The organism is Gemmiger sp. (assembly GCF_057431175.1).
Genome location: NZ_DBMDDV010000003.1, coordinates 69,951 through 95,129, shown reverse-complemented (window position 1 = coordinate 95,129; position 25,179 = coordinate 69,951). Strand labels below are relative to the sequence as shown.

Sequence of the window (25,179 nt, the reverse complement as noted above, 5' to 3'; positions counted from 1 at the left end):
AGGTTATTTTTATGGCACTGCGTACCATCGTACAGGACGGCGACCCGATTCTGAAAAAAGTCTGCCGCCCGGTCACGAAGTTTGACGACCGCCTGGGCACTCTGCTCGACGACATGAAGGAAACCCTGCTGGCCGCCAACGGCCTGGGCCTGGCCGGCCCGCAGGTGGGCATGATGCGCCGCCTTTTCATCTGCCTGGACGACCGCGACCTGCCCGAGGAAGTCCCCGAGAATTACGAATACAAGTTCATCGAGTTCATCAACCCTGAAATCCTCGAATTGAGCGACGAGCAGGTCGAGCTGTATGAGGGCTGCCTGTCCTTCCCGGGGCATAACGGCGCAATCAAGCGCTCGAAGCATGTCAAGGTCAAGGCCCAGGACCGCCATGGCGAATGGTTTGAAATGGAGGCCGACGATATGCTGGCCCGCTGCATCCAGCACGAGAACAATCACCTGGACGGCATCACCATCATGGACCTGGCCGAGCATTTCTATGAGGACGATTACCCTGAGGAAAACGAGGACTAAGATTTATGCGCATCCTGTTCATGGGCACCCCTGACATTGCCGCCGAAAGTCTGGCCGCCCTGCTGGGGGCCGGGCACGAGGTCTGTGCCGTCTTTACCCGGCGCGACAAGCCGGTGGGCCGCAAGCAGATTTTAACGGCCCCGCCGGTCAAACAGCTGGCGATGGAGCGCGGCATTCCGGTGTATCAGCCCCGCACTCTGCGGGATGGTTCGTCCGACGATGTCATTAAAGAGCTGGCCCCCGACATCATCGTTGTTGTGGCCTACGGCTGCATCATTCCGCCGCAGCTGCTGCACGCGGCCAAGTACGGCTGTATCAACCTGCACGTCTCGCTGCTGCCGAAATACCGAGGCTCCGCGCCCATCCAATGGTCTGTCTTAAATGGCAATGCCGGGACCGGTGTGACCATCATGCAGCTCGATGAAGGACTGGACACCGGCGATATTCTGATGGTGGAACCGGTCGCCATTGACCCCGAGGAGACGAGCGGCGAACTGTTTGACCGTGTCAGCGCCGTGGGCGCGAAAACGCTGGTGACGGCGCTGGAAAAAATCAAGGCAGGGGAGCTGACCCCGCAGAAGCAGGATGACGCCCAGGCTACCATGGCCCCGCCGCTGACGAAGGACATGGCCCGTTTTGATTTCACGCAGGACGCCGCCCACATCCACAACTGGGTGCGCGGCATGAACCCCTGGCCGGTCGCCTGGTTTGAGCACGACGGCAAGCGCATCAAAGTTTTGGAATGCCGTCTGGCCGAGAATGCCCAGAACGCCACCCCCGGCACGGTGCTGGCCCTGAAGCCGCTGACGATTGCCGCTGCAAATGGTGCGGTCGCTCTACTGACGGTGACGCCCGAGGGCGGCAAGCCGATGGCGGGCACTGCCTGGGCCGCAGGCCGCCGCCTGAAAGCGGGGGACAGCCTGTGACGCCGCGCCGCCTGGCCGTCAAGGCCCTGATGCACCAGGAACAGGCCGGTTACGCCAACCTGGTGCTGGACGCTGAGCTGAAAAAGTGTGCGCCGCCCCTGGATGGCCGCGACGCCGCCTTTGCTGCGCGTATTTTCTATACAACACTGGAACGCCTACCGCTGCTGGATTACATCTTAAATCAATTCACGAAAAAGCCTGTCAACAAGCTGGACGCGCCGGTACGCGCTGTGCTGCGGGCGGGGCTGGCCCAGGCGCGGTACATGAATGTGCCGCTGCCCGCCGCCGTGAATGAATCGGTCAAGCTGACGAAGGCACTGGGTAAGGCCAGTGCTGCGGGCATGGTCAACGCCGTGCTGCGCCGCGCCGCTTCCGCCAAAGTTTGCGAGAGCGAATTTGCCGACCCGCTGGACCGACTGGCAACGTACTACTGCTTGTCCCGCCCGGTAGCGCAGCTGTTTTATGAGCAGTTCGGTGAGGAGGCTTTCCCGCTGGCCGCCGCCTTTTACGACAAGCCGAAAACGACCATCCGCGTGAACACCCTGCGCACCAACGACGCCGCGCTGACGGCGCTGCTGCAAAGCGAGGGCCATACCGTAAAGCCCGGCCCCTGGGCCGGGGCGCTGGTGATAGAGTTTGCCGGTTCGCCCGCCGCAAGCGCGGCCTTTAAAGAAGGGCTTTTCCACGTACAGGGCCTTGCCAGCCAGTTTGCCGCGCTGTGTGTGGATGCCAAACCCGGCCAGCAGGTGCTTGACCTCTGCGCTGCGCCGGGCGGCAAAAGCCTGACGCTGGCCGAGGCCATGCAGGACAAGGGCCAGCTGGTCAGCGGGGAGTTTGTCCCCACCCGCGTGCCGCTTTTGCAGAGATCCTTTGACCGCTGCGGCGTGACCTGTGCCGTGGCGGTGGAAAACGACGCCACCAGGCATAACCCCGGCTGGCCGAAATTCGACCGGGTGCTCTGCGATGTGCCATGCTCGGGCCTCGGCGTTATCGCCAAAAAGCCGGACATTCGGTACAAGGATTTGGACGGGATAGAGAATCTGCTCGCCACGCAGCAAAAAATCCTGCAAAATGGGACCGATTCACTTGCCGAAAACGGTCGTTTGGTGTATTCTACCTGTACAGTCAATTATAAGGAGAACCAGGCTCAGGTGGAAAAATTTCTCTCCGCCAACCCGGATTTCCATGTGGTGAAGCCGGAAACAGCCCTACCCGGGGCGGATATCGGCCCACTGGGCACGCTGTTCTTGCCCCACAAGACCGGGACGGACGGTTTTTTTGTCGCCATCCTGGAACGAAAGTGACACAAAATTCGTTATTATAAAAAGGAGGCGACCCTGCATGAGCGAAAGGATCTGCATTTCGGATATGACGCTGGACGCCCTGACAGCTTACATCGTGGGGCTGGGTCAGCCGAAATTCCGCGCCAAACAGATTTTTAAATGGCTGCATCAGAAGCTCGTGACCGAGTTTTCCCAGATGACCGACCAGCCCAAAACCTTGCTGGCCGCGCTGGAGGAGCAGTGTACGATTGCCGCACCCTCCATCCGCCGCCGCCAACAATCCAAGGATGGCACGGTCAAGTACCTTTTGCAGCTGGCCGACGGAAACTGCATCGAAACTGTTCTGATGCGTTACAAATACGGCAATACTGTCTGTGTGTCCACCCAGGTCGGGTGTGCCATGGGCTGCCGGTTCTGCGCCTCTACCCAGGCGGGCCGCGTGCGCGACCTGACGGCGGGGGAGATTGCCTCGGAAATTTACACCGCGCAAAAAGATTCTGGGGAGCGTGTCTCTCACATCGTTTTAATGGGCATCGGGGAGCCACTGCACAATTTCAACAATGTGATGGACTTTTTGGAGATTATCTCCTGCCCGGAAGGTGTCAACATCGGCATGCGCAACATCAGCCTGTCCACCTGCGGCCTGGTGCCGAAAATCGACGAGCTGGCAAAGCGGCATCTGCAATTAACGCTGTCCGTTTCGCTGCACGCGCCGGATAACAAGACCCGCTCCGGCATGATGCCGGTCAACGATGCGTTCCCGCTGGAGCAGCTCATTCCCGCCTGCCGCCGCTACCAGAAGGAGACAGGCCGCCGCATCAGCTTTGAGTATTCGATGGTGCGCGGCGTCAACGACAGCAGCGAAATGGCGCAGAAGCTCGCGAACCTTATCAAGGGCATGGGCGCACACGTCAACCTTATCCCCATCAACCCGGTGGACGGCAGCCCTTATTCTGCCACGGATGACGCCAATGTCCACCGTTTCCAGAAAGAACTGGAAGCGCTCGGCGTCAACGCCACGGTGCGCCGCCGCTTGGGCACCGATATCAGTGCCGCCTGCGGCCAGCTGCGCCGCGAGGATGCACAGGGAAAATAAGTCTTGCTTTTAGCAACGGAAAGGAACCAACCTGAATGAAGATTGCCGCGATCACGGACATCGGCAGCTGCCGGCAGGAAAATCAGGACAACTACTGTGCGCAGCAGCTGGCAGGCGGCACCGCCTGGGGCATCGTCTGCGACGGTATGGGCGGTGTCAACGGCGGGCGCATTGCCGCACGTATTGCCACCGACACCATGCAGCAGTATTTTGCCCGCCACATGAAAGCCCTGCAGCCGGGCATGGAAAAGACCTTCATCATGCGCGGGTTTGATATCACGAACCGCGCCGTGTATGAAAAGTCCACCTCTGACCCGGAAATGCAGGGCATGGGCACCACCGGTGTCTGCGCCTACGCCAGCCGCGGACTGGCCCATGTGGTACACGCCGGGGATTCCCGCGCATACCTGTTCCACGCAGGGGCACTGCGGCAGATCACCCGCGACCACTCGATGGTGCAGCAGCTGGTGGACAGCGGCCAGATCACCCGGGAACAGGCGGCCGTCCACCCGCAGAAAAACCTCATCACCCGCGCACTGGGTGTCTCGGCCAACATCGTGCCGGAGTACAACCGCTGCGAGATTGAGGATGGCGACATTCTTCTCTTGTGTTCCGACGGCTTGACCAACATGGTGTCGGATGAAGATATCGCGCAGGTTTTGCGTGAGGTACCTTTCTTTGATGCAACGAGCATTCTGGTAGACCGCGCCCTGCAGGCGGGCGGTCAGGATAACATTACGGTTCTGCTCATGGGCGTGGAAACTACGGAGGTCAACAATGGATAATCTGATTGGCAAGCGGCTGGACGGCCGGTATTCGATCGAAGGCCTGGTGGGCGTTGGCGGCATGGCCAATGTTTACCGCGGCACCGATCTGAAAACCGGCAACCGGATCGCCGTCAAAGTTTTAAAGGAAGAATTTCTTGACAATGAGGAACTGGTGCGCCGTTTCAAGAACGAGTCCAAGGCCATCTCCATCCTCAGTCACCCCAATATCGTCAAGGTCTATGATGTATCTGTCACCGACAAATTGCAGTACATCGTCATGGAGTATGTGGACGGCATCACGCTGAAAGAATATCTCAAGCAGCGCGGCGGTGCCCTGACCTGGAAAGAGGTCGTACACTTTGCCACCCAGGTCTTGAGCGCCTTGCAGCACGCCCACTCCAAGGGCATCATCCACCGCGACGTCAAGCCGCAGAACATCATGCTGCTGGCGGACGGCTCCATCAAGATGATGGACTTCGGCATTGCGCGCTTCTCCCGCGCACAGAGCCAGACCGTCAGCGACAAAGCCATCGGCTCAGTGCATTATATCAGCCCCGAGCAGGCCAAGGGTGAGCGCACCGACGCCCGCACCGACATCTACTCCGTCGGTGTCATGCTGTATGAGATGCTGTCCGGCCGCCTGCCCTTTGACGGCGACGGCGCAGTGTCCATTGCCATCATGCAGATTTCCGAGAAGCCGAAGCCGCTGGCGGAAATTGCCCCCAACACCCCGGCCGGTCTGCGCCAGATCACCGAAAAGGCCATGGAAAAGGATCCTGACAAGCGCTACCAGAGTGCCCAGGAAATGCTGGACGCCATTGAGGAGTTCAAGCGCAATCCCTCCATCCGCTTTGAGTATGAGTACCGCAATGCCGAAGATAACCCTGAAAGGAACATCAACCGCGTGGTAAACAGTGCCAAGCCCGGCGCAAAAGCCGCCAACATCCGCACCGGCGACGCCCGCCGAGTGGGCACCGCTAACCCGGGCCGCAGCAAGTCCGGCAAAAAGAAGAAGAAAGCCTCCAAGGGCTTCTCGCTTTTCCCGATTTTCTTCGGCATGGCCGTGGCGTTCGTCATCGGTGCGGCCATTCTGATTTATCTTATTTTCACCAATTCCAGCAACCTGCTGTTCTCCAACCGTGCCGACGTGCAGATCATCAGCTTTGTGGGCATGACGAAGGACGAGTTCCTTGCCACCGACTACAACAGCCTGCTGCGTGCCGAGTTCCCGGAGGAATATTCCAGCGAACCGGCGGGCACCATCATCCGCCAGACTCCCAAGGCCGGGCGTACCGTGAAGGAAAAGCAGCGCATCGTGCTGACGGTCAGCCTGGGCACCCAGTATGTCACGATCCCCGAGACAAAGAACATGGTCGCCGAGGATGCCGAGCAGACCTTGAAGGATATGGGTCTGCGCGTGACGAAGAAGCCCATGTCCGACAACACCGTCGCCAACGGCGCGGTCGTCTACTCCCAGCCTTCCTCCGGTGAGACGGTCGAGGGCGGCACCACGGTCATCCTGTATGTCAGCCGTTCCGAGGTCGCCAAGGAGAGCCAGGTTCCGAGCCTGACCGGCAAGACCATTGAGGAAGCCCGCAACGAGGTCAAGGGTCTGAATCTGTCCATCCGCACGGTGGAGCAGCCCAGCGAGCAGCCCGAGGGCACGGTTCTGAGCCAGTCTCCCGATGCCGGTACAAATGTGCGCAAGTCCAGCGTTATCACGCTGGTCGTCTCCACCGGTATCCCCGAGGCCGCGGTCGAGCCGGAAACGCCTTCCGGTGGTGACGGCGGCATCCAGGAGAGCACCTGGTGGAGTGCCGACGGCAGCCACCAGATCACCCAGCACACCGATGGCTCGATGTGGAACGAGAACGGCCAGCAGTGCGACGCCCAGGGCAATCCCATCGCCTGACAAGTGAGGGAACCATGGCTTATATTACAAAAGGCATCGGCGGCTTTTACTATGTAAAAACGCCGGACGGCATCGTGGAATGCAAAGCCCGCGGTATCTTCCGCAAGCGGGGCATCACGCCGGTGGCGGGGGATAACGTGGCCCTGTCCGCCGATGGCACGATGATTGATGAGATTTTACCGCGCAAGAATGTCTTTATCCGTCCACCCATCGCCAACCTGGATATTTTGTTCATCGTCACCAGCACGACCCAGCCTGTGCCCAGCACCTTGGTGTTGGACGAGCTGGCCGCCGCCGCCATCTACAAGGATGTGCAGCCGGTGCTGGTCGTGACCAAGGCCGACTTGGCCGCTGCGGATATGCTGCGCACCGCCTACACAGGCAGCGGCATCCCGCTGATACAGCTGAACTACGAAACCGGCGAAGGACTGGACGAGATACGCGGGTATATCCAGGGGCATTTGTGCGCTTTCTGCGGCAACTCCGGCGTGGGCAAATCCACACTGTTAAACACACTGGCACCGGAGCTGAAGCGGGAGACCGGGTCTATCAGCCAAAAGCTGGGCCGTGGCCGTCACACGACCCGCGAGGTGGAGATTTTTGAGATTTGCGGCGGCCGTCTGGCCGACACACCGGGCTTTGCCAGCCTGGAAGCGCAAAAGCTCTGCCGCATCCCCAAGGATGATATCCAGCATACCTTCCCGGAATTTGCGCCCTACTTCGGCCAGTGCCGGTTCACCGGCTGCTCCCACCGCAGCGAGACCGGCTGCGCCGTGCGTGAGGCCGTGGACTCGGGGACCATCAGCAAAACACGCTATGCCAGCTACCTTGCCATGTACGAAGAAGCCAGCGCACGAAAGGAGTGGGAAAAATGAGCAAGCGTGCCATTATCCTTTCCGCCGTGCCGGTATCCACCGCCGTGGGCCGCTATGTGCGCCCTGGGGATTTCATTGTAGCCTGCGATGCGGGCTACCGCAACGCCGAGCGGCTTGACCTGCGGCCTGATCTGATCGTTGGCGATTTTGATTCTGCCCCGCGCCCCAGGGCCGAGCACGAGACGATCGTGCTGCCCCATGTGAAGGACGACACCGACACCCAGTACGCTGCCCGCTGGCTGCTGGAACATGGCTATGACGAGATCACCCTGCTGGGTGCCCTGGGCGGTGCCCGGCTGGAACATACGCTGGCAAACCTTGCCACCGGGCTGTACCTTGCCAAAAACGGCGTGAAGGTCCTGCTTGCGAACGAGCGGAGTGAGCTGCATTTCCTTGTGCCGAACACCCCGATGGAGCTGCACCGCAGCGACTGGAAGTACGTCTCGGTGTTCCCTCTGGAAGGCCAGCTCACCGGGCTTGCCATCCGCGGTGCGTTCTACCCGCTGGAAAACGCGAAGCTGACCGCCGATTATCCTTTGGGCGTCAGCAATGAATTTGTCGCCGAGACCGCCCACCTGCAATGCAGCGGCGGCACCGGCGTTGTGGTGCTGACTCGCGACGATGCGTAACACCTGACCCGCCGCCCGCATAGTATGGCGTACACAGACATGGAAAGTGAGGTGTATGCCATGCATGTGGTCGTGGTCCGCTGCCCGCGCGCCTTCCGCTGGCTCCTGCGCGCAGCCTTCAAGGTCTGAAGTTTGAAAAATTCCCCTGCCCGTACCCGGGCAGGGGCTATTTTTTTGCCCCGCCGCATATAATGCCCCAGAACATAACCGGAAAGGGGCAAGCAATATGGAACTCAAGGTGTTCAAAGACACCATAGCATCCTATGGCGGTCGCTGGGAAACGCGGCTGGAACTTCCTGTCGAAACCGAAATTTTGATACCCGACTATCTGCCCGCAGTATTCAAGATCGTCAAGTGTCTGATTGCGCCGGTGGTGCTGCAAAACCGGGTGGCGGGCGGGCGCTGGCAGGTGGAGGGCTACCTGCGCTGCACGGTCTTTTACCAGAGCGAGGAACCTGGCACGCGCCTTTTGCGCACCGAACAGAAATTTGCCTTTGAAAAATCGGTCGAGCTGCCCGCCGGGCAGTACGCCGAGGGTCCGGCGCAGGTCTGGGGCGAACCGGAATACTGTAACTGCCGCGCCGTCAGCGAGCACCGTATCGACCTGCGCGGGGCGTACATCCTGTGTGCCGCCGTAGCCGTGCGCAAAGAGCTGGAGCTGCTGACCTCACTGGCCGACTGCGGCATTGAGCAGTACACCCGCACGATGCAGGGCCTGCAGTGCGCCGTGACCGAGGAAAAGACCCTGACCGCCGAGACCGTCGCCGCACTGCCCGGTGCAGGGGAGAGCGTTCTGGACATCACCGGCAGCTTTGCCCCTGGCGGCGTGACCCTTGCCACCGGGCAAGCCAGTGTGCAGGGCACTTTGCAGATACAAATTTGCAGCCAGAACGCCGACAGCGGCGAGCTGACCGTGCGCAGCAAGGAGCTACCCATCCAGCAGAATTTGGAACTGCCCGGCGCCGCCGAGGACGACACCGCCCTTGTGCGGGGCGAGGTGCTGGCCTGCACTTTAAGTGCCGACGACGGCGCAGGGGAGGCCGCCCTCACCGTCACCTGGAAGCTGCGCATCGAGGTCTGGCGCAGCGTGCAGTACAGCGTCGTGGCGGACGCCTACTCCACGCTCTGCAAGACCCAGACCGTGCAGACCGTCTGCCGCCTTTTGCAGCAAACCACAGCGCTTGCAGGCCGCATCCCCATCAGCATTGAGGATGATTTGCCCGACGCAGGCGGCACGGTCCTGGGTTGTTTTGTGACGCTGGGTGCGCTCTGCGCTGCGCCCGCCGAGGGCGACAAGGCCGAAACGCATCTGCGGCTGTCGGGCAAGGGGACCGCCCATGTTTTCATCAGCGATGCCAGGGGCGAACTGACCTGCTATGACAAAACTTTCAGCTGGCAGCCCGGCGACCTGTGGTCCGGTGTGGCCGATGCCGCCTGGCCCAGCGTGGGGGCGTCGGTCGTGCGGGTCTCCAGCAGTAAAAACGGTGCCCGGCTGCGGGTCGATCTGGAAATCGAAGTCAACGGTGCGCTATTGCAGGCACAGAGCTTTGATGCGCTGTGCGGTGTGGAGCTGGGCGAGGCCTACGATGACAGCGACGGCCCGGCCCTCTACATCTACTATGCCCAGCAAGGGGAGCGTATCTTTGACATTGCCAAGCGCTACCACGCCCGCGCTCGGGACCTGGCCGCCGCCAACCACCTGGAAAGCAGCGAGCCGACCCGGGAGACCACGGCCGACGCCGCCTGCCTGCTGATACCGGCTGCGCTGTAAAGGAGGGGAACATCCGTGACACAGGAGCAAATTTATCACAACATTGCCCAGCGCACAGGCGGGGATATCTACCTTGGCGTTGTGGGGCCGGTGCGCAGCGGAAAAAGCACCTTTATCAAGCGCTTTGCCGAATTGATGCTGCTGCCCCGCATCAAGAACGAAGCCCGCCGCGCCCGCGCCCACGACGAGCTGCCCCAATCCGCCGCCGGGCGCACTATCATGACCACCGAGCCAAAGTTCATCCCCGAAAAAGCCGTCAAAATCGACCTTTCGGGCGGCGGCAGTTTCAAAGCGCGGCTCATCGACTGCGTCGGCTACATGGTGGACGGTGCCCTCGGACACGAGGAAAACGAGGCCCCGCGCCTCGTCAAAAGCCCTTGGTTCGACCACGAAGTCCCCTTTGACCTGGCAGCCGAAACCGGCACCCGCTGCGTCATCCGGGAGCACGCCACCATCGGGCTGGTCGTCACGACGGACGGCTCAGTGGCCGACCTGCCGCGGGAAGCCTACCTTGACGCCGAGCGGCGCATCATTGCCGAGCTGAACGACAGCGGCAAGCCTTATGTCATCCTGCTCAACTGCGCCGAGCCAGACAGCGACGACGCCCGCCGCCTCGCCACTGAACTGGCTGAGCGCTATGCCCACGCCGTTGTGCCGCTGAACTGCACGACGATGACCGTTGAGACGCTGGATTCACTCTTGCAGACGCTTTTGTACGAGTTTCCCATCCGGGAGATTGCCGTGCGGATGCCCGGCTGGGTCACGATGCTGGAAAGTGGCCACTGGCTGCAAAGCGCCATCTATACAGCCATGCTGGAATTTGCCGCCTCGGTACACAAGATGGCCGACCTGGCAGGCCGCCGCCCCCAGCTGGGGTGCGAGTATATCACATCCGCGTCGCTCACCGGCATGGACCTTGCCAGCGGCAGTGTGGGCATCAACGCCGTAGTGGCCCCGGATATCTTTTACAAAATCCTTGGTGAGCAGACCGGGCTGGACATCGTGGACGAAGCCAGCCTTTTGCCATGCGTCGTCAGCCTGGCCCGGGCCAAGCGCGCCTACGACAAGATCAAATCCGCCCTCGACCAGGTCGAAGCCACCGGGTACGGGATCGTCATGCCGGGCATCGACGAGCTGACGCTGGAAGAGCCGGAGATTGTGCGCCAGGGCGGGCAGTACGGCGTGCGGCTTTCCGCCAGTGCGCCCAGTCTGCACATCATACGGGCGAATATCCACACTGAGCTTTCGCCCACCGTCGGCAGCGAGCAGCAGGGCGAAGAGCTCATCAAGAGCTTGCTCTCCGACTTTGAGACCGCCCCCGGCAAGCTGTGGAGCACGAATATCTTCGGCAAGAGCCTGAACGAGCTTGTCAGCGAGGGTGTGCAGGCGAAATTGCTGCATATGCCGCAGGAAGCCCGCGCCCGCCTGCAGCAGACGCTGGAACGCATCATCAACGAGGGCTGCGACGGCCTGATCTGCATTTTGCTGTGACGGAGGGGCCTTATGTTCAGACGCATAAGCAAAGCCGAGCGGGAGCGCCGCGCCGCCAGGGCCGAGCTGGAAACCACCATGCAGGCCCTGCACGCCAACGAGCGAGCCTTTAAAGAAGCGCAGGACCCCTTTTATATCGAGCAGCTGACCTACCAGCACGCCGCCCTGCTGTGCCGCTGGCGGGCACTGCTGCGCATACTGCGCGCAGACCGGGAGAACCTATGACGGAGTATTGGCCCTTCCTCGCTGCGGGCATCTGCGTACTGGCCGTGGTGCGGTGCGCCGCCCGCCAGCGGCACGGCGTGCGCAGTTTGCTGGCCGGGGCTGTCTGCGGGCTAGGGGCGCTGGCCGTGCTGGGGCTGCTGGAACCCGTAACGGGGATTGCGCTGCCGCTGACCCGTTTTACAGCCTTCTGCGCGGGTGTTTTGGGCGTGCCCGGGGTGACGGCGCTGCTGGTTCTGCAGCTGTTGTTGTAACTTTTGCTTGCCAAGGCGCTGTAAATATGCTATACTTGCTTAGAAAACGAGTGGAACATACGGCGGCGGGACAGCCCGCAAGGGCTGCCTGAGGAAAGTCCGGGCTTCACAGAGACAGAGTAACTGCTAACGGCAGCCGGGGGTGACCCCAGGGATAGTGCAACAGAAAGAAACCGCCGCGAAAGCGGTAAGGATGGAAAGGCGAGGTAAGAGCTCACCAGCGCACTGGCGACTTTGCGGCTATGTAAACCCTGCTCGAAGCAACATCCGTATGGGACATTATGCGGAGTCTCGCGCGTCCCGGTGATGGCGTGAGCCTTGCGGTGACGCAAGGACAAGATAGATCGTCGTTTGATACAGAACCCGGCTTACGGTCCAGTCGTTTTTTTTCTTTGTCTATTACAAAAGCACATCTGTTTTTTGGTGCAGATGTGCTTTTTTGTATTTTTCCGCATAAAAAAGTGCAAATCATGGCAAAAAGCGCTTGTTTATTTCTGAAAAATCGTATATAATGTAGTGTACTCCTGCGATTGTGCCAAGATAGAGGGGCGCAACTGCAGCGGGGAATAGGGAAAGTACATATTTTTTTAGGGGGATCGTATTATGGCTGATTATTTTGCAATGGATCGCAACGAACTCACCGCTGAAAAAGCCGCACTGGAAGCCCAGTACAAAAAGTTCCAGGACATGGGCCTGAAGCTGAACATGGCACGCGGCAAACCCGGCCCTCACCAGATGGACCTGGCTATGGATCTGCTCAAGATAGACAACTACATCACTGACAGCGGCTTCGACACCCGCAACTACGGCGAGTTGGAGGGCCTTCCCGAGGCCCGCGCCCTGTTTGCCGATGTGTTCGGCGTTAAGCCCAGCGAGGTTTTCGTCGGCGGCAACTCGAGCCTACAGCTGATGTACAATTTGGTCGCCATCGGCATGATGTTCGGCTTTCAGGAGTCCCCGAAGCCCTGGGGCCAGGTCGAACACCGCAAGTTCCTCTGCCCGGTGCCCGGCTATGACCGCCACTTTGCCATCACCGAGGAAATGGGCTTTGAGCTGATTTCTGTACCCATGAGCCCCGACGGCCCCGATATGGACATGATCGAGGAGCTCGTCGCCAACGATGACACCATCAAGGGCATCTGGTGCGTACCGCAGTACTCCAACCCCGACGGCTACACGTACAGCGATGAGACCATCCGCCGCTTCGCCGCTATGAAGACCGCCGCCCCGGATTTCAAGATTTTCTGGGACGAGGCTTACATCGTCCACCACCTGACCGATGAGATCATTGAGACACCCGTCCTGCTGAACGAGGCCAAGAAGTACGGCAACGAAGATCGTGTCTTTATGTTCACGTCCACCAGCAAGATCACCTTCCCGGGCGCAGGCATTTCTGCCATTGCCTGCAGCGAGAACTCGATGAAGTATATGTGCAAGCGGTTCTCTACCATGATTATCAGCTATGACAAGATGAACCAACTGCGCCACGTCCGTTTCCTCAAGAACAAGGCCGGTGTGCTGGCCCATATGGCCAAGCATCGCCGCCGCCTGGTGCCCTGCTTTGACGCCGTCAAAACCGCCTTTGCTGATGAGCTGACCCCCTGCGGCGATATCGCCCACTGGACGAACCCCAAGGGCGGCTACTTCATCAGCCTGTACGTCATGCCCGGCTGCGCCAAGCGCGTGGCCCAGCTGTGCAAGGACTGCGGCCTGACTCTGACAGGCGCAGGCTCTGCCTACCCCTATCACAAGGACCCCGATGACTCGCATCTGCGCATTGCGCCGACCTATCCGAGCCTCGACGAGGTCGAAACTGCTTCTGCACTGCTGTGCGTCTGTGTGCGCCTGGCAGTTGTTGAAAAGCTGCTGGCCGATAAGGCTGAATAAGCGGCAAAAATCTATCCCGCCCGCCGGTGCGGGCAAGTTTTTTGGAGGTTTCTATGAACAGAAAAGGGAAGTCATGGCCGTTGTTCGTCGTGGCAATTTTGATCGTGCTGTTCTCCCTGACGGCCATTTTGGGTGTGAGCTATACCTACGGCGACACCAAGAATGCCTATGTCAAGGGGGCATCTGACATCCGCTTCGGCATCGATATCCGCGGCGGCGTGGACGTTACATTCATGCCTGCCGACGATGTGGAGGCCACCGATGCCCAGATGGCCGCAGCTAAAACGGTTATCGAGGATCGCCTTGTCGGCCTCGGCATCACCGACTACGAGAGCTACGTCGACAACAACAAAAATCGTATCATCGTGCGTTTTCCCTGGAAGAGCGATGAAGCGGACTTCAACCCGCAGACCGCTATCGATGAGATCGGCACCACCGCCAAGATGGTGTTCCGCAAGGGATCTTCCTCCACGGGTGAGGAGATTCTGAGCGGTGACGACGTGGCTTCCGCAAGCGCCGCCTACAATGAGACCGAAGGCTGGGTCGTCCAGCTGAAGTTCAACTCCGACGGTGCGTCCGCTTTTGCCGCCGCTACCACCGAGCTGGCTGCCAACAACGGCACCATTTCCATCTGGCTGGATGACTCGAACATTTCCACCGCCACGGTCAACGAGGCCATCACCGGCGGTGAGGCCATCATCAAGGGCAACTTTGACCAGGACAGCGCTTCCACGCTGGCAAACCAGATCAACTCCGGTTCTCTGCCGTTTGCCCTGTCCGCGGAAAGCTACTCCACCATCAGCCCCTCGCTGGGCGCCAAGAGCCTGGACGTTATGGTGCAGGCCGGTATCATCGCCTTCATCCTGGTCGCGCTGATGATGATTTTCCGCTACCGTCTGCCCGGCACCATCGCCGTTATCTCCCTGATGGGCCAGGTCGCCGCCACGCTGGCAGTCGTCTCCGGCTACTTCAGCGTGTTCCCGGGTTCCACGCTGACCCTGCCCGGCATCGCCGGTATCATCCTGGGCATCGGCATGGGTGTTGACGCAAACGTCATCACTGCCGAGCGCATCAAGGAAGAGCTTGCCAAGAACAAGACCCTGGAGGGCGCTGTCAACAGCGGCTTCAAGATGGGTCTGACCCCCATCATCGACGGCAACGTGACCATCGTTATCGTCGCCGCTATCCTGATGGGTGCTTTCGGCCCCACGGACGGCTTCTGGGCCAAGGTCTTTAACCCCATCTTCTTCTGGTTTGGACCTTCCACGGCCGGCACCATCTACTCCTTCGGCTTCACCTTACTGACCAGTGTTCTGCTCAACTTCGTGTTCGGCGTTTGGGCCACCCGCGTTATGATCCGCGGTGCAGTCCACTTCAAGCCGCTGCGCAAAGCCTGGCTCTTCGGCGGCAAGAAGGAGGGCGGTGCCAACTTCAAAACGCCTTCCATCAACTTCATCGGCAACCGCAAGAAGTTCTACACCTTCTCCTGCGCACTGATTGCTGTTGTGCTCGTGTTCTGTGCCGTGTTCGGCGTCAAGATGGACGTTGAGTTCAAAGGCGGCTCTATGATCACGCTGGCCTATGAGGGCGACGTTGACCTGAACGACCTGAAGTCCGCCATCGGCAGCGAGCTGGGCAAATCTGATTTGACCCTGCAGACCGGCTCTGATATCTCCGGCAACCAGACCTTGACCGTCACCCTGCCCGGCAGCGACACACTGACCACCGAGCAGCTGGACAACCTGCTGGCCTCCATGAACGAGCAGTACCCCGACAACAACTTTGCCCAGAATGAGGTCAGCAACGTCGATGCCACCATCGGCAACGAATTCCTGCTCAAGAGCGTCGTCGCGCTGGTCGCCGCCTGTGTGCTGATTCTTCTCTATGTGGCCTATCGTTTCCGCAAAATCGGCGGCCTCAAGGCCGGTTCCACCGCCATTGTGGCGCTGCTGCATGATATGTTTGTCGTGTTCGGCGTGTTCGTCATCCTGCGCATTCCTCTGAACGGCAACTTCATTGCTGCGCTGCTGACCATCCTGGGTTACTCCATCAACGATACCGTCGTTATCTACGACCGTATCCGTGAGAACAGCGCCCTGTACGGCAAAAAGCAGATGAGCCTTGCCGAGCTGGTCAACCTGTCCATCAACCAGAGCTTTGCCCGCTCTCTGATGACCTCCATCACCACCTGCCTGGCACTGGGCGTCGTCTGCGTGATCTCCGTCATCTACCGTCTGGACAGCATCTACTCCTTCGCGTTCCCGTTGCTGTTCGGTATGGTCAGCGGTGTGTACAGCACGATTTGCATTGCTACGCCGCTGTGGGTCGACTGGAAGAACAAGAAGAAGGCCCCCAAGAAGGCTTGAGCTTGTAGAAAAGGAGGGTACCCGATATGAAATGCCCCTACTGCGGTGAAGTGGATTCCAAGGTCATCGATTCCCGCCCGACGGAGGATGGCGAAAAGATTCGCCGCCGCCGTGAGTGCCTGAACTGCAAAAAGCGCTTTACCACCTACGAGATCGTCGAGACGGTCCCGCTGATGGTCGTGAAGAAAGACCGTTCCCGCGAGGTCTTTGACCGCCAGAAGCTGCTGAATGGTATGCTGCGCGCCTGCGAGAAGCGCCCTGTCAGCTACACCCAGCTGGACGCTGCCGTAGACCGCATTGAGCAGCTGCTGCTCAACTCATACGACCGCGAGGTTTCCTCCATCCATATCGGCGACCTGGCTATGCAGGAGCTCAAGCAGATGGACGATGTCGCCTACGTGCGCTTTGCCTCTGTCTACCGCCAGTTCAGCGACGTCAACACCTTCATGGAAGAACTGAAGGATATGCTGGACAGCCGCTCAAAACCCGCCGAAAAATGATTGCCGCACCTGGGCAATCTGGGCACAGGCGCGCTGCGTCTCCATTTCCAGGTCAGCCAGACTGTCCGCTTCGGCACAGGGCGGCAGCACCTCCATCGTCTGGTTCAGCTGGTCGATAATGTTGCGCCGCACCAGCAGCGCCAGCAAGGCGCTGTCGCGCTCGGCCCGCCGGGTCGTCTGCGCATAGGCTGCGCGGGCGGCAGGGTAGTCGCCCTGTTCCGCCAAGGCGTAAGCCCGCTGCACACCCGCCTGCATGGCATCGGTGGTGTCGGTCACGTACCGCCCCGCCAGGTACAGCAGCAGGCAGAGCACCAGCAAAATTGCGGCTGCATACCAGTTCCGTTTCATAAGCACCTTTCAGGCCGTCCCTTTGGGGGCGGCCTTTCTCTGTATCAATACGATCTTTTCACCGTTGTAAAGCAGCATGAGCACCTTTTCCCGGGTTACGTTCTGTCGGACCAGCAGAGCGTCCAGTGCGGCAGCATCCATGCCGAAAAAAGCGAGATTTTCTTTGTAAACCGCCTTATCGATGAGCAGTGGCAGCATGGGCGGGGCCTCGCCGTCCTGTGGCATGGGCGCGGCCGTGATGCTTCCGTTCGGCTCCACCACACCCCAGTAGACATCCTCGGGCGAGAAAATATCCTTGCCGCGCAGTGCCTCGGCCAAATCGGACGCCGTGATGCGAAGCTGGGCCAATTCATTTTGCTGTATCTCGCCGTTGCGGATGATCGTTACCGGTTTGCCCAAGAGAAGCTGGGCATATTTCGGGCAGAACCAGACAAGTGTTGAGTTTAGAATTTCCAGCGCAGTTATTAAAAAAATCGGCACGAGACTCGCCGACAGCGGCAGGTCAGGCTCATCGATGCAGATGGACGCGACGTTGGAGATCAGCAGCGTCGTCACCAGCTCGGAGGGCTGCAATTCGCCCAGCTGGCGCTTGCCCATCAGCCGCATAGCCACCACCACGGCCAGGTACACCAGCACTGTACGCACGACCGAAGAAATCATTCGGGCCACCTCCTCATAAATCCCGGCGAAAGCGGCAACACTATTTTGCGTGAGAGGGGGAACACCGATGCCGCAAAAACCGCTGAACCGTTCGCTGGATGCAAACCTTGCGTTTCTCGATGAAATGTTTGGTCATTCTGATGATTTCTATACAAAGCGCCTGATGATTGCGGGCGTACCCTGCGCCGCCATTATGTTCACCGGGCTATCCTCACCGGAAAAGCTCTGCCGTATGGCGCTGGATATGCTGGACCGCGATCCGGCCATGCTGGGCGGCGGGGAGGGGCTGTGCGACTACTTGCTGACCCAAAGCCGCATCCCAGCTGAGCCGGACGCCATCACCGACGAGACGACACTTATAGAAATGCTCTCCAACGGCCTGTCCGTGCTGCTGATTGAAGGTGTTGCCAAGGCCGTGGCGTTTTCGACCCAGGAAATGCCGCAGCGGTCTGTCTCGACGCCCACCGGCGAGGGCAACCTGCGCGGGCCGCAGGAAGCGTTCACCGAGCTTTTGCGCAATAACATTTCGCTGCTGCGGCGGCAGTTCCGCACCGGGACACTGGCGGCAGAAATTTACACAGCCCGCACCCGCGCCAAGACCGAATACTGCCTGTGCTATGACAGCCGCCTAGCCCCGCAGGAGACCATTGACTCACTGCGGGCGCGGCTGGCCGCGGTAGAAATACCCGTTCTTTTGGATAGCGCCTACTTTGCGTCGTTCCTCAAGCAGGACAAGCTCAATCTGTTCCCGGCTGCCGCCTACACCGAGCGCCCGGCCACGGCCTGCGCCCGCCTGTGCGAGGGCAAGGCCGTTGTGCTGGTGGCTGGCTGCCCCTACGCGCTCATCATCCCCAGCTTTTTTGCCGAGCATTTCGAGTGCCTGGACGACTACGCCTCCAGTGCCGTGTTTGCGGGACTGATCCGCATTTTAAAATATCTGGCATTTCTGTTGGCCGTATTCGGGCCGGGTCTGTACGTCATGGCCGTGTCCTTTGCACCGGAGATCATCCCCATCCAGCTGTTGACCAAGCTCGCCCAGGGGGAGACATCGACGCCACTGCCGCCGATGATGGAAATGCTCTGCGTGACGCTGTTATTGGAGATCGTGCGCGAAGCCGGGCTGCGCGCACCGCAGTCCATCAGTCACACCGTCAGCCTCGTGGGGGCGCTCATCATCGGCGAGACCGCCGTCAGTGCGGGTATCGTCAGCGTACCAGTTTTAACGATGGCCGCGGCTGCTACCATTGCCACGCTGGCTGTGCCGTCGCTGTACGAGCAGACGATTTTGTTCCGCTTTGCTGTTATTCTGCTGGCCGGGTGCTTCGGCGTGCCGGGGCTGGCCTGCGCCGCGCTGACGATTTTAGCCATGGCCTGCGGCAGTGAGCCATTCGGGTATGACTACCTCTACCCGCTGCTGCCGCCCACCCACGCCAGCCTGCGGGACGGCTTTGTGCGCAGCATCTGGAGCCGCTTGGCCCAGTCCGGGGAGGTGCTCAGCCGCGATGAAACGTGAATGCCCAAGCCTGTTTGCGGCACTGCTGATCAGCCTGCTGGTCAACGTGCTGCTGCGCAGCCAGACAGCCTACTGGCCCCGGGCCGGGCTGGCGGCGGCGCTGGTCTGCGTGCCAATACTGGCCGCCGCCGGCTGGCTGTTCGCCCGATGCTGGCGGCTGGCCGCCGACCCGGTGTACAAATTGCTGTTCGTGGCGCTGCTCTTCTATACCTCGGTACTAGAGCTTCTGCGCCTGTGGCAGCTGGCGGGGCGGCTGTACCCCGGTGCGGTCACGCTGACATCGGTCTGCCTGCTCTGTGTGCTGCCGGTCGTCTATCTGCGGCGGGTGTCGGCGCTGTCCCAGACAGCCCACGCCGTTTTGTGCCTGTTGGTCCTCGTCACCGCCGTGATGCTGGTCTCCGTACTGCCGCGCCTGCGGGTGACGAATTTGCAGACTGCACCACTGACGCAGGGGAATTTTCGCGCTGCCGCAAAAGACCAGCTGACGCTCTACCCGGAGTATCTGCTGCCTGCCCTCTGGCCCGAGCAGGACAAGCGTGGCCGCCACGCGCTGCTGCGGCTGGCCGGGTATACACTGGCCTTTGACGTGGGGATGCACCTGCTTTTGGAGCTGTTCTACGGCGCGGCCATGCCGCTGCGGGTCGACCCCGTACACGCCGCCGCGCGGTGCGGGGCGCTTTCGATTTTCAATCGGCTGGAGTGGCTGCAATTTATTTTGTGGGTCATGGCGGTCACGGTCAAGCTGGCGCTGTATCTCTATGCGCTGGTGCGGCTGCTGGGCGGGCAGAGCAAGGCCGAGAACAGCGCCGCCGGACTGGACCGGTTCCCGCTGTACCTTGGCGGTATCTGGCTGCTCTGCGCCGTGCTGCGCAAGCTTGACCTGGACGCCGCGCTGCCGCTGCGCAGCACTATGACCTGGGGCTTTGTCGTTCTGACCTGGATGGGAGGTGCCGCCGCGTGTCTGTGCAAAAAGTTAAGGCGTGCCTGATTTTGTGTGTTGCCGTGCTGCTCTGTGGCTGCGGACAGGCGCTTTCTGAACGGGAGATCGTCCGCGCTGTGTTTTTTGCGCAGCAGCAGGGGCAGTATTCGGTCTGCCTGCTGCTGGCCGACCAGAACGGCGGGGAGGACGGCGTACACTACAAGACCGCCAGCGCCCGGGGTGCAACGCCTGCCCAGGCCCTACACCGGACTGAGGACACGCTGCCCGGGCAGCTCTATTACGGCCTGCTGGATCTGGCCGCCCTGCCACCGGGCTCAGACTGGCAGACAGCGCAGACCCTGGGCACACTATTGTATGACAAAGCCCAGCCAGCACCGGAGCTGTCTGTATTTGTGCTGGACGATGCTGCCTACAGCTGGGCGCAGGACGCCGCGAATCTATATGAGGACATGAAGGCCGTGGAGCAGGAATACGCCCTGCACTGCGGCTTGCAGCAGCTTTTTACCCAGGCCGACGGCTGTGCTGTGCCCGGCTACCGCACCGACAGTGGGTATGATTTTTACCTGCTGGCAAAGGATGCCCCCGCCAGGCGCGTCAGTGGTCTGCCTGCCCAACTGGCGGCGGTGCTCTGCGGGCAGGCAGATAATTTTTTTTCGGCGTACCACGATGGGCAGGCGCTTTGCAAAAGCGAAGTCAATGTGACTGTGGAGGATACCGCCGTGCAGCTGCATCTGCGGGATTGTACGCTGCAATCCCTGGCCGATGCGGATGACGATTTGCAGGGGTTTCTCTGCGCAGAGTTGCAGCACGCTTTCGCCGCGCTTACCAACGATGCCAAAGCTGATTTTTTCCATTTGCAATTCTGGCATGAGAATTTGTATGGCGTGGGAAGGGAAGCTCCGGCACCCACATTGGCCGTTGTTTTTGAGTAGAGGCGGCGTCCTCGACGCACTGCCATCGCACATCCATACAAAAAACGAGCCTGAACGTTTCACGAAACGTTCAGGCTCGCCTTCGTTCTTTTACTGTATCGTCGACGGCCGCGAAATATAGATCAAATTCGTGTCTGCGATGAAGGTCTGGAAGTTGTAAAGCACCAGCACTTCGTCATAGCCCTCTTTCTCGATCGTCGAGTCGAGGCCGTACTTGAAATTGCGGAAATCCACCACGCCGATCTTGGCATAATTTTCGGTCAGGTAGGGGATAAAGCTGTTGGCGTAGCTGTCCTTCACCACCAGAATACTGCCGGTGCCGCTGCCCTCAATCGTCGAATAGCCGTTGTTGCCGTCCAGGAACGCCGCATACTTGTCGCGGGTGGCAAATTTATCGGCATTCACAATGTTCTCGGTCTTGTCCGGCTCGTACTGGGCCTCGCCAGTGATTTTGTAAACCGTCATCAGGCTGTCCAGCGGGTAGTAGGTGATCTCGTCATTCTGCACATTCCACAGTCGCGTGGCCGAGTAGTGCGTGCCCTGGAAATCTGTCACCGTCACAGCCTCATGTGCGGTGCGGTCAAAGGGCGTCAGGCCCTTCAGCGTACAGAACTGCTCATAGGCGTGGTACGCACCGTTGGGCGTCCAGTGGTGGTCGGTCTTGAAATACAGGTACTCGTCCTTTAATTCAGTGAACGGTTCCCGCAGATCAATGACATCGGCATTCTGGCCGACTTTTGCAAAGATGTCATCGAACATTGCGTTTTCATCTACCATCGGTGCGACCAGGGGGAGCGCTTCGGGGTAGATGACACTGGCCGACGGTGCCAGCAGGAAGGTGACTTTGCCCGGGTGATTTGCGGCAAAATCGCTGACTGCCGTGATATTTTTGTCCAGCTGCTTCTTCGTGGCATCGTCCACGGTGAACAGCTTTGTAAACATCCAGTGGTCCTTGCCCAGCAGGATGCCGCCTTCCTCCACTTTCTGGAACAGCACCTCATCCGCCGCGCGCTGGGTGTTGACCGCTGCGTCACGGAAGGCAAACTGATCCTGCATCCAGCGGGAGAAGCCGCTCTGCCAGCTGCCGTCCAGCAGCGTACTGACGCTGAACGCCGGGAAGGAGGCTGCCTTGCGGTTTTCCAATTCCAGCTGGGTGCGCTTGGGCCACAGCAGGTTCACCAGTGAAAAGCCAAACAGCAGCGCACCGCAGAGGAATAGCAGCGCATAGCCCGGGCGGCGTTTGCCGCCGTCTTTACGGTAGACAACTTTCGTAGACATACAGCCATTCCTCCTCTCAGAAATTCGCGTACAGCGCCGTAGCATTCGTGGCAGCCACCACGTAACAGACGCACAGCACGGTCAGCAACGCAAACACAATGAGCTTGGCCGCCGTGTTTTTGCTGATTTTTGCCCACAGCCAGCTGGGCAAAGTGGACGAGCAGACGCAGCCCAGCGCCAGCAGCACACCATAGTTGCGCAGGTAGTACAGCGGGGCAATGCCGCCCTGGGGCACAAACAGCTTTTGCAGCAGCAAGCCCAGCGGTGCGCCGGGCTGGTTGGCCGTAAAGATGCCCCAGCCCAGTACCACAAAGAACAGCGTGTAGATGTGCGGCCAGACTTTGCCCCTTTTCAGGTATTTCATCAAAAAGTTCTTTTCAATGGTCAGCAGCACAAAGTAGTAAAGTCCCCAGGCGATAAAGTTCCAGCTTGCGCCATGCCAGATGCCGGTAGCCGCCCAGACCAGGAACATATTAAAAAGCTGCCGCGCCGCGCCTTTACGGTTGCCGCCCAAGGGAATGTAGATGTAATCCCGGAACCAGCCCGAAAGCGTGATATGCCAGCGCCGCCAAAATTCGGTGATGCTACCGGAGATATACGGCAAATTGAAGTTGGCCGGGCAATCAAAGCCAAGCAGAGCAGCCAGGCCGTTGCTCATCTCACTGTAACCGGCGAAGTCGAAATACAGCTGCAAGCTGTACGCGATAATGCCCAGCCATGCCAGCGGGGTCGAGACATTCGCCAGCCCCACGCCACCCGCACCGATGATATCAGTCCACAGCGCACCAATGGAATCCGCCAGAATGACTTTTTTTGCGAGGCCGAACACGAACAGTTCCGCACCTCGCTGGGCCTTTGCCAGCGTGCAGCGGTTTTGGCCATCGTGCAGCTGGTCGGCCATCTCGCGATATTTCACGATAGGCCCGACAATAAGCTGCGGGAAGAAGAGGACATATACCGCAAACGTCAGAAAATTTTTCTCCGGTTTGATTTTGCCCGTGTAGACATCGACCTCATAGCTGATGATTTTAAAGATGTAATAGCTGATGCCCAGCGGCAGCACCGCGCCGATATTCAGGGCTGCAATGCCAAAATGTCCGATTTGATTCAGCGTGTCGATCAGAAAGTTGGCATACTTGAAATACACCAATACTCCCAGGTTGACCAGCACCGCCACGGCTGGCAGCAGACCGCGCAACTTAGCCCCGGTCTTGGCTGTCAGCAGCGCCCACAGGTAGTTGAACACAATAAGCGCTGCAATCAGCGGCAGAAATTCAATGCCGGTCCAGCAGTAGAAAATCAGGCTTTCTGCCAGCAGCACTGCATTTTTGGCGCGGCCGGGCACCAGATAATACAGCAGCAGGGAAAGCGGCAGAAAGCAGAACAGGAACACCACACTGTTAAAAACCATGGCGTACTCCCTTCTTTTGAATCATGTTAAAAAAGGGCCGTTGCCGAACGGCAGCGGCCCTGCATCGGGTCATCTTTTAGAAGTTGAGGGCCGTCTCCAGCGCGGTGTCGATGGGGGCGTATTCCGGGTTAGCGATACCGGCTATGACGATGGCGACATAGTTGCCGTTGGTCACAATGCGGGCGTCCTTCGCCAGGGCAATCTTGTCAGCAAACTCGGCGTACAGGTCGTTAGCGGACAGGCTCTCTTTGTAGGCTTCCAACTCGGCCTTCACAGCGTCAACCTGGCCGTCCTTGGCCTGGGCCACAAAGACAAGGCCGCAATCTGCCTGGTCGTTGGTGACGTCGCCCTTGTAGCCGACGAGGTTGTCCATCGTCAGCATCAGCTCATTCTCCACAGAGAAGTCATCCAGCGCACGAGGGTTGGCGATGGGGTTGACAGCCTCGATAGCGGCAACGGCGGCATCAAGGTTGGCGGTGTTGGCCTCCTCGCCGGTGGAGGCATCGGTGATTTCGCTGATGACGATATCCGTCGGGCCATCGGCACCGCCGATGGTGCTTTCCGCAGCAGAGCTGCTCTCAGAGGAGACAGCAGTGGAGGTGCTGTCTGCAGAGGAGCCGCAGGCGGCCAGCAGCATAGCGCAGCAAAGAATTACAGGAATCAGCTTTTTCATAGGTGAAATTCTCCTTTTATATTTCGGTAAGGTTTTCCCTCACGTATAGGCACAGTTTTCCCATACTTTTATAAGGATACACTATTTGGCTGTTTTTTTCAAGATGTTTTGGGCGAAACACGAGCCGCCCGGCAGCAAAAATATGTAAACTTTTTATGCCTTGACAAACCGCCCTTCGGCAGGGTATATTCAAGACAAAGTAAAAACCAGATTTGTAAGGGCGGATGCTCGCCTCCGCCCGCGGGTCGATGGTGAGCATCGACCCCTACACTATGAGGAAGTGAACTGCCAGATGCGCAATCCAAAAGCCCGCGAGACCGCATGGACCGGGATGCTGTTTGCCCTTGCCATCGCACTGTCCTGGCTGGAATCCATGGTATCGCCCCTGCTGGGGCTGATGCCTGCCATTAAGTTAGGGCTGTCCAATATTGTAGTCATGTACGCGCTGCTGTTCCTGCGCACCCGCACGGCGGTATTGCTGGTGGTGCTCAAGGCACTGTTTGCCTTTCTGACGCGCGGCGTGACCGCTGGTTTTCTTTCCTTATGCGGCGGGGCGCTGGCGCTGGCCGTGTATCTTTTGCTGTTGCATCTGCCCGGGGTCAGCGGGTACATATTCTGCACCTGTGGGGCGCTGGCGCACAACCTCGGCCAGCTGATGGGGGCAGCCATCCTCCTGTCCAGCGGCATGGCGCTTGCCTATGCGCCGGTGCTGCTGGCGGCCGGGCTGATCGTTGGCGGCATCAGCTGCGTGATGACCAAAGCACTGTTCACCGCGCTGCCCAGTTCCGCCGGGCAGCAGCGGAAGGGGAGTCCCTTTAAAAATTAAGATTATTTCTTAAAAACTACAAAATTGCTATTGACAAACCTGTAAATGTATCGTATAATATAGCCACAGACACAGGAATGTGTCCTAGGAGC

The 25,179-nt window shown here is 59.6% G+C and carries 24 protein-coding genes and 1 other RNA gene; 20 read left to right on the top strand and 5 right to left on the bottom strand.

Annotated elements, in window-relative coordinates; all coding sequences use genetic code 11:
- The first annotated feature begins 11 nt into the window (after positions 1 to 11).
- The 16 genes from def to nrdR all read left to right on the top strand — a co-directional run bounded on the left by def (position 12) and on the right by nrdR (position 16,506).
- Positions 12 to 527 (top strand): peptide deformylase, encoded by a 516-nt coding sequence (def, locus tag ACZO0A_RS02450; protein ID WP_215692017.1) that lies wholly within the window; start codon positions 12 to 14, stop codon positions 525 to 527.
- Between the two features lie 5 nt (positions 528 to 532).
- Entirely contained in the window at positions 533 to 1,453 is a 921-nt protein-coding gene (gene fmt / locus ACZO0A_RS02445) for a methionyl-tRNA formyltransferase (RefSeq protein WP_302150126.1), read from the top strand.
- A complete protein-coding gene (rsmB, locus tag ACZO0A_RS02440; protein WP_302375636.1) occupies positions 1,450 to 2,757 on the top strand; it encodes a 16S rRNA (cytosine(967)-C(5))-methyltransferase RsmB in 1,308 nt (435 codons plus the stop codon). The genes fmt and rsmB overlap by 4 nt, the downstream gene beginning before the upstream one ends.
- 37 nt (positions 2,758 to 2,794) lie before the next feature.
- Positions 2,795 to 3,832: a dual-specificity RNA methyltransferase RlmN gene (gene rlmN, locus ACZO0A_RS02435; protein WP_291208770.1), complete on the top strand. Its 1,038-nt coding sequence runs from the start codon at positions 2,795 to 2,797 to the stop codon at positions 3,830 to 3,832.
- 35 nt (positions 3,833 to 3,867) lie between these two features.
- A complete protein-coding gene (locus ACZO0A_RS02430; RefSeq protein ID WP_302150129.1) occupies positions 3,868 to 4,617 on the top strand; it encodes a Stp1/IreP family PP2C-type Ser/Thr phosphatase in 750 nt (249 codons plus the stop codon).
- The gene (gene pknB, locus ACZO0A_RS02425; protein WP_302375633.1) at positions 4,610 to 6,511 is read left to right on the top strand and encodes a Stk1 family PASTA domain-containing Ser/Thr kinase; all 1,902 of its coding nucleotides are present in this window, start codon (positions 4,610 to 4,612) and stop codon (positions 6,509 to 6,511) included. The genes ACZO0A_RS02430 and pknB overlap by 8 nt, the downstream gene beginning before the upstream one ends.
- Before the next feature lie 14 nt (positions 6,512 to 6,525).
- Positions 6,526 to 7,386 carry a ribosome small subunit-dependent GTPase A gene (rsgA, locus tag ACZO0A_RS02420; protein ID WP_302375631.1) on the top strand — a complete coding sequence of 287 codons (861 nt, stop codon included), beginning with the start codon at positions 6,526 to 6,528 and terminating at the stop codon, positions 7,384 to 7,386.
- Positions 7,383 to 8,015 carry a thiamine diphosphokinase gene (locus ACZO0A_RS02415; RefSeq protein ID WP_302375629.1) on the top strand — a complete coding sequence of 211 codons (633 nt, stop codon included), beginning with the start codon at positions 7,383 to 7,385 and terminating at the stop codon, positions 8,013 to 8,015. Before rsgA ends, ACZO0A_RS02415 begins: the two co-directional genes overlap by 4 nt.
- A gap of 226 nt (positions 8,016 to 8,241) precedes the next feature.
- On the top strand, positions 8,242 to 9,786 hold the full coding sequence (locus ACZO0A_RS02410; RefSeq protein WP_302375627.1) for a DUF3794 domain-containing protein: 1,545 nt from the start codon (positions 8,242 to 8,244) through the stop codon (positions 9,784 to 9,786).
- A 15-nt stretch (positions 9,787 to 9,801) separates the two neighbouring features.
- A complete protein-coding gene (gene spoIVA / locus ACZO0A_RS02405; RefSeq protein ID WP_215692009.1) occupies positions 9,802 to 11,277 on the top strand; it encodes a stage IV sporulation protein A in 1,476 nt (491 codons plus the stop codon).
- Between the two features lie 12 nt (positions 11,278 to 11,289).
- Positions 11,290 to 11,502, top strand: a complete 213-nt coding sequence (locus tag ACZO0A_RS02400; protein WP_291208788.1) for a hypothetical protein — start codon at positions 11,290 to 11,292, stop codon at positions 11,500 to 11,502.
- Positions 11,499 to 11,753 (top strand): pro-sigmaK processing inhibitor BofA family protein, encoded by a 255-nt coding sequence (locus ACZO0A_RS02395; protein ID WP_302375625.1) that lies wholly within the window; start codon positions 11,499 to 11,501, stop codon positions 11,751 to 11,753. The genes ACZO0A_RS02400 and ACZO0A_RS02395 overlap by 4 nt, the downstream gene beginning before the upstream one ends.
- A 47-nt stretch (positions 11,754 to 11,800) precedes the next feature.
- An RNA gene (gene rnpB, locus ACZO0A_RS02390) (RNase P RNA component class A) lies at positions 11,801 to 12,139 on the top strand.
- A gap of 217 nt (positions 12,140 to 12,356) precedes the next feature.
- On the top strand, positions 12,357 to 13,640 hold the full coding sequence (locus ACZO0A_RS02385; protein ID WP_294717850.1) for an aspartate aminotransferase type Ic: 1,284 nt from the start codon (positions 12,357 to 12,359) through the stop codon (positions 13,638 to 13,640).
- A gap of 53 nt (positions 13,641 to 13,693) precedes the next feature.
- Positions 13,694 to 16,006 (top strand): protein translocase subunit SecF, encoded by a 2,313-nt coding sequence (secF, locus tag ACZO0A_RS02380; RefSeq protein ID WP_215692005.1) that lies wholly within the window; start codon positions 13,694 to 13,696, stop codon positions 16,004 to 16,006.
- Between the two features lie 26 nt (positions 16,007 to 16,032).
- The gene (gene nrdR / locus ACZO0A_RS02375; RefSeq protein WP_302375622.1) at positions 16,033 to 16,506 is read left to right on the top strand and encodes a transcriptional regulator NrdR; all 474 of its coding nucleotides are present in this window, start codon (positions 16,033 to 16,035) and stop codon (positions 16,504 to 16,506) included.
- Here the strand turns inward: nrdR and ACZO0A_RS02370 are convergent.
- Positions 16,486 to 16,854, bottom strand: coding sequence for a DUF4363 family protein (locus ACZO0A_RS02370; RefSeq protein ID WP_302375619.1), 369 nt, complete (start codon positions 16,852 to 16,854; stop codon positions 16,486 to 16,488). The two genes, nrdR and ACZO0A_RS02370, sit on opposite strands and share 21 nt — an antisense overlap.
- Positions 16,855 to 16,863: 9 nt before the next feature.
- Complete coding sequence (locus tag ACZO0A_RS02365) at positions 16,864 to 17,514, bottom strand: DUF421 domain-containing protein (RefSeq protein WP_302375617.1); 651 nt, start codon at positions 17,512 to 17,514, stop codon at positions 16,864 to 16,866.
- A gap of 67 nt (positions 17,515 to 17,581) precedes the next feature.
- Here ACZO0A_RS02365 and ACZO0A_RS02360 point away from each other — a divergent pair, with 67 nt between their 5' ends.
- The 3 genes from ACZO0A_RS02360 to ACZO0A_RS02350 are packed head-to-tail and all read left to right on the top strand — an operon-like array spanning position 17,582 to position 20,899.
- The gene (locus ACZO0A_RS02360; RefSeq protein ID WP_302375615.1) at positions 17,582 to 19,027 is read left to right on the top strand and encodes a spore germination protein; all 1,446 of its coding nucleotides are present in this window, start codon (positions 17,582 to 17,584) and stop codon (positions 19,025 to 19,027) included.
- The gene (locus tag ACZO0A_RS02355; RefSeq protein WP_302150361.1) at positions 19,017 to 20,015 is read left to right on the top strand and encodes a hypothetical protein; all 999 of its coding nucleotides are present in this window, start codon (positions 19,017 to 19,019) and stop codon (positions 20,013 to 20,015) included. Before ACZO0A_RS02360 ends, ACZO0A_RS02355 begins: the two co-directional genes overlap by 11 nt.
- Complete coding sequence (locus ACZO0A_RS02350; protein ID WP_291230483.1) at positions 19,985 to 20,899, top strand: hypothetical protein; 915 nt, start codon at positions 19,985 to 19,987, stop codon at positions 20,897 to 20,899. Before ACZO0A_RS02355 ends, ACZO0A_RS02350 begins: the two co-directional genes overlap by 31 nt.
- 90 nt (positions 20,900 to 20,989) lie before the next feature.
- Here ACZO0A_RS02350 and ACZO0A_RS02345 read toward each other — a convergent pair whose 3' ends face one another.
- The 3 genes from ACZO0A_RS02345 to ACZO0A_RS02335 all read right to left on the bottom strand — a co-directional run bounded on the left by ACZO0A_RS02345 (position 20,990) and on the right by ACZO0A_RS02335 (position 24,261).
- Entirely contained in the window at positions 20,990 to 22,177 is a 1,188-nt protein-coding gene (locus tag ACZO0A_RS02345; protein ID WP_486845994.1) for a DHHW family protein, read from the bottom strand.
- A 16-nt stretch (positions 22,178 to 22,193) separates the two neighbouring features.
- Complete coding sequence (locus tag ACZO0A_RS02340) at positions 22,194 to 23,588, bottom strand: MBOAT family O-acyltransferase (RefSeq protein ID WP_291230487.1); 1,395 nt, start codon at positions 23,586 to 23,588, stop codon at positions 22,194 to 22,196.
- A 76-nt stretch (positions 23,589 to 23,664) separates the two neighbouring features.
- Positions 23,665 to 24,261 carry a DUF4358 domain-containing protein gene (locus tag ACZO0A_RS02335; RefSeq protein ID WP_302375613.1) on the bottom strand — a complete coding sequence of 199 codons (597 nt, stop codon included), beginning with the start codon at positions 24,259 to 24,261 and terminating at the stop codon, positions 23,665 to 23,667.
- A 292-nt stretch (positions 24,262 to 24,553) separates the two neighbouring features.
- On the opposite strand from ACZO0A_RS02335, the gene ACZO0A_RS02330 reads away from it, so the two are divergent.
- Positions 24,554 to 25,087 carry a Gx transporter family protein gene (locus ACZO0A_RS02330; protein WP_291208822.1) on the top strand — a complete coding sequence of 178 codons (534 nt, stop codon included), beginning with the start codon at positions 24,554 to 24,556 and terminating at the stop codon, positions 25,085 to 25,087.
- Positions 25,088 to 25,179 lie beyond the last annotated feature (92 nt).

What these genes read in the sequence shown, in the direction of transcription:
- def (WP_215692017.1), top strand. Translation starts at nt 12, where the DNA reads ATGGCACTGCGTACCATCGTACAGGACGGCGACCCGATTCTGAAAAAA.
- fmt (WP_302150126.1), top strand. Translation starts at nt 533, where the DNA reads ATGCGCATCCTGTTCATGGGCACCCCTGACATTGCCGCCGAAAGTCTG.
- rlmN (WP_291208770.1), top strand. Translation starts at nt 2,795, where the DNA reads ATGAGCGAAAGGATCTGCATTTCGGATATGACGCTGGACGCCCTGACA.
- ACZO0A_RS02430 (WP_302150129.1), top strand. Translation starts at nt 3,868, where the DNA reads ATGAAGATTGCCGCGATCACGGACATCGGCAGCTGCCGGCAGGAAAAT.
- pknB (WP_302375633.1), top strand. Translation starts at nt 4,610, where the DNA reads ATGGATAATCTGATTGGCAAGCGGCTGGACGGCCGGTATTCGATCGAA.
- rsgA (WP_302375631.1), top strand. Translation starts at nt 6,526, where the DNA reads ATGGCTTATATTACAAAAGGCATCGGCGGCTTTTACTATGTAAAAACG.
- ACZO0A_RS02415 (WP_302375629.1), top strand. Translation starts at nt 7,383, where the DNA reads ATGAGCAAGCGTGCCATTATCCTTTCCGCCGTGCCGGTATCCACCGCC.
- ACZO0A_RS02410 (WP_302375627.1), top strand. Translation starts at nt 8,242, where the DNA reads ATGGAACTCAAGGTGTTCAAAGACACCATAGCATCCTATGGCGGTCGC.
- ACZO0A_RS02400 (WP_291208788.1), top strand. Translation starts at nt 11,290, where the DNA reads ATGTTCAGACGCATAAGCAAAGCCGAGCGGGAGCGCCGCGCCGCCAGG.
- ACZO0A_RS02395 (WP_302375625.1), top strand. Translation starts at nt 11,499, where the DNA reads ATGACGGAGTATTGGCCCTTCCTCGCTGCGGGCATCTGCGTACTGGCC.
- ACZO0A_RS02385 (WP_294717850.1), top strand. Translation starts at nt 12,357, where the DNA reads ATGGCTGATTATTTTGCAATGGATCGCAACGAACTCACCGCTGAAAAA.
- secF (WP_215692005.1), top strand. Translation starts at nt 13,694, where the DNA reads ATGAACAGAAAAGGGAAGTCATGGCCGTTGTTCGTCGTGGCAATTTTG.
- nrdR (WP_302375622.1), top strand. Translation starts at nt 16,033, where the DNA reads ATGAAATGCCCCTACTGCGGTGAAGTGGATTCCAAGGTCATCGATTCC.
- ACZO0A_RS02370 (WP_302375619.1), bottom strand. Translation starts at nt 16,854, where the DNA reads ATGAAACGGAACTGGTATGCAGCCGCAATTTTGCTGGTGCTCTGCCTG.
- ACZO0A_RS02365 (WP_302375617.1), bottom strand. Translation starts at nt 17,514, where the DNA reads ATGATTTCTTCGGTCGTGCGTACAGTGCTGGTGTACCTGGCCGTGGTG.
- ACZO0A_RS02360 (WP_302375615.1), top strand. Translation starts at nt 17,582, where the DNA reads ATGCCGCAAAAACCGCTGAACCGTTCGCTGGATGCAAACCTTGCGTTT.
- ACZO0A_RS02355 (WP_302150361.1), top strand. Translation starts at nt 19,017, where the DNA reads ATGAAACGTGAATGCCCAAGCCTGTTTGCGGCACTGCTGATCAGCCTG.
- ACZO0A_RS02345 (WP_486845994.1), bottom strand. Translation starts at nt 22,177, where the DNA reads ATGTCTACGAAAGTTGTCTACCGTAAAGACGGCGGCAAACGCCGCCCG.
- ACZO0A_RS02340 (WP_291230487.1), bottom strand. Translation starts at nt 23,588, where the DNA reads ATGGTTTTTAACAGTGTGGTGTTCCTGTTCTGCTTTCTGCCGCTTTCC.
- ACZO0A_RS02335 (WP_302375613.1), bottom strand. Translation starts at nt 24,261, where the DNA reads ATGAAAAAGCTGATTCCTGTAATTCTTTGCTGCGCTATGCTGCTGGCC.
- ACZO0A_RS02330 (WP_291208822.1), top strand. Translation starts at nt 24,554, where the DNA reads ATGCGCAATCCAAAAGCCCGCGAGACCGCATGGACCGGGATGCTGTTT.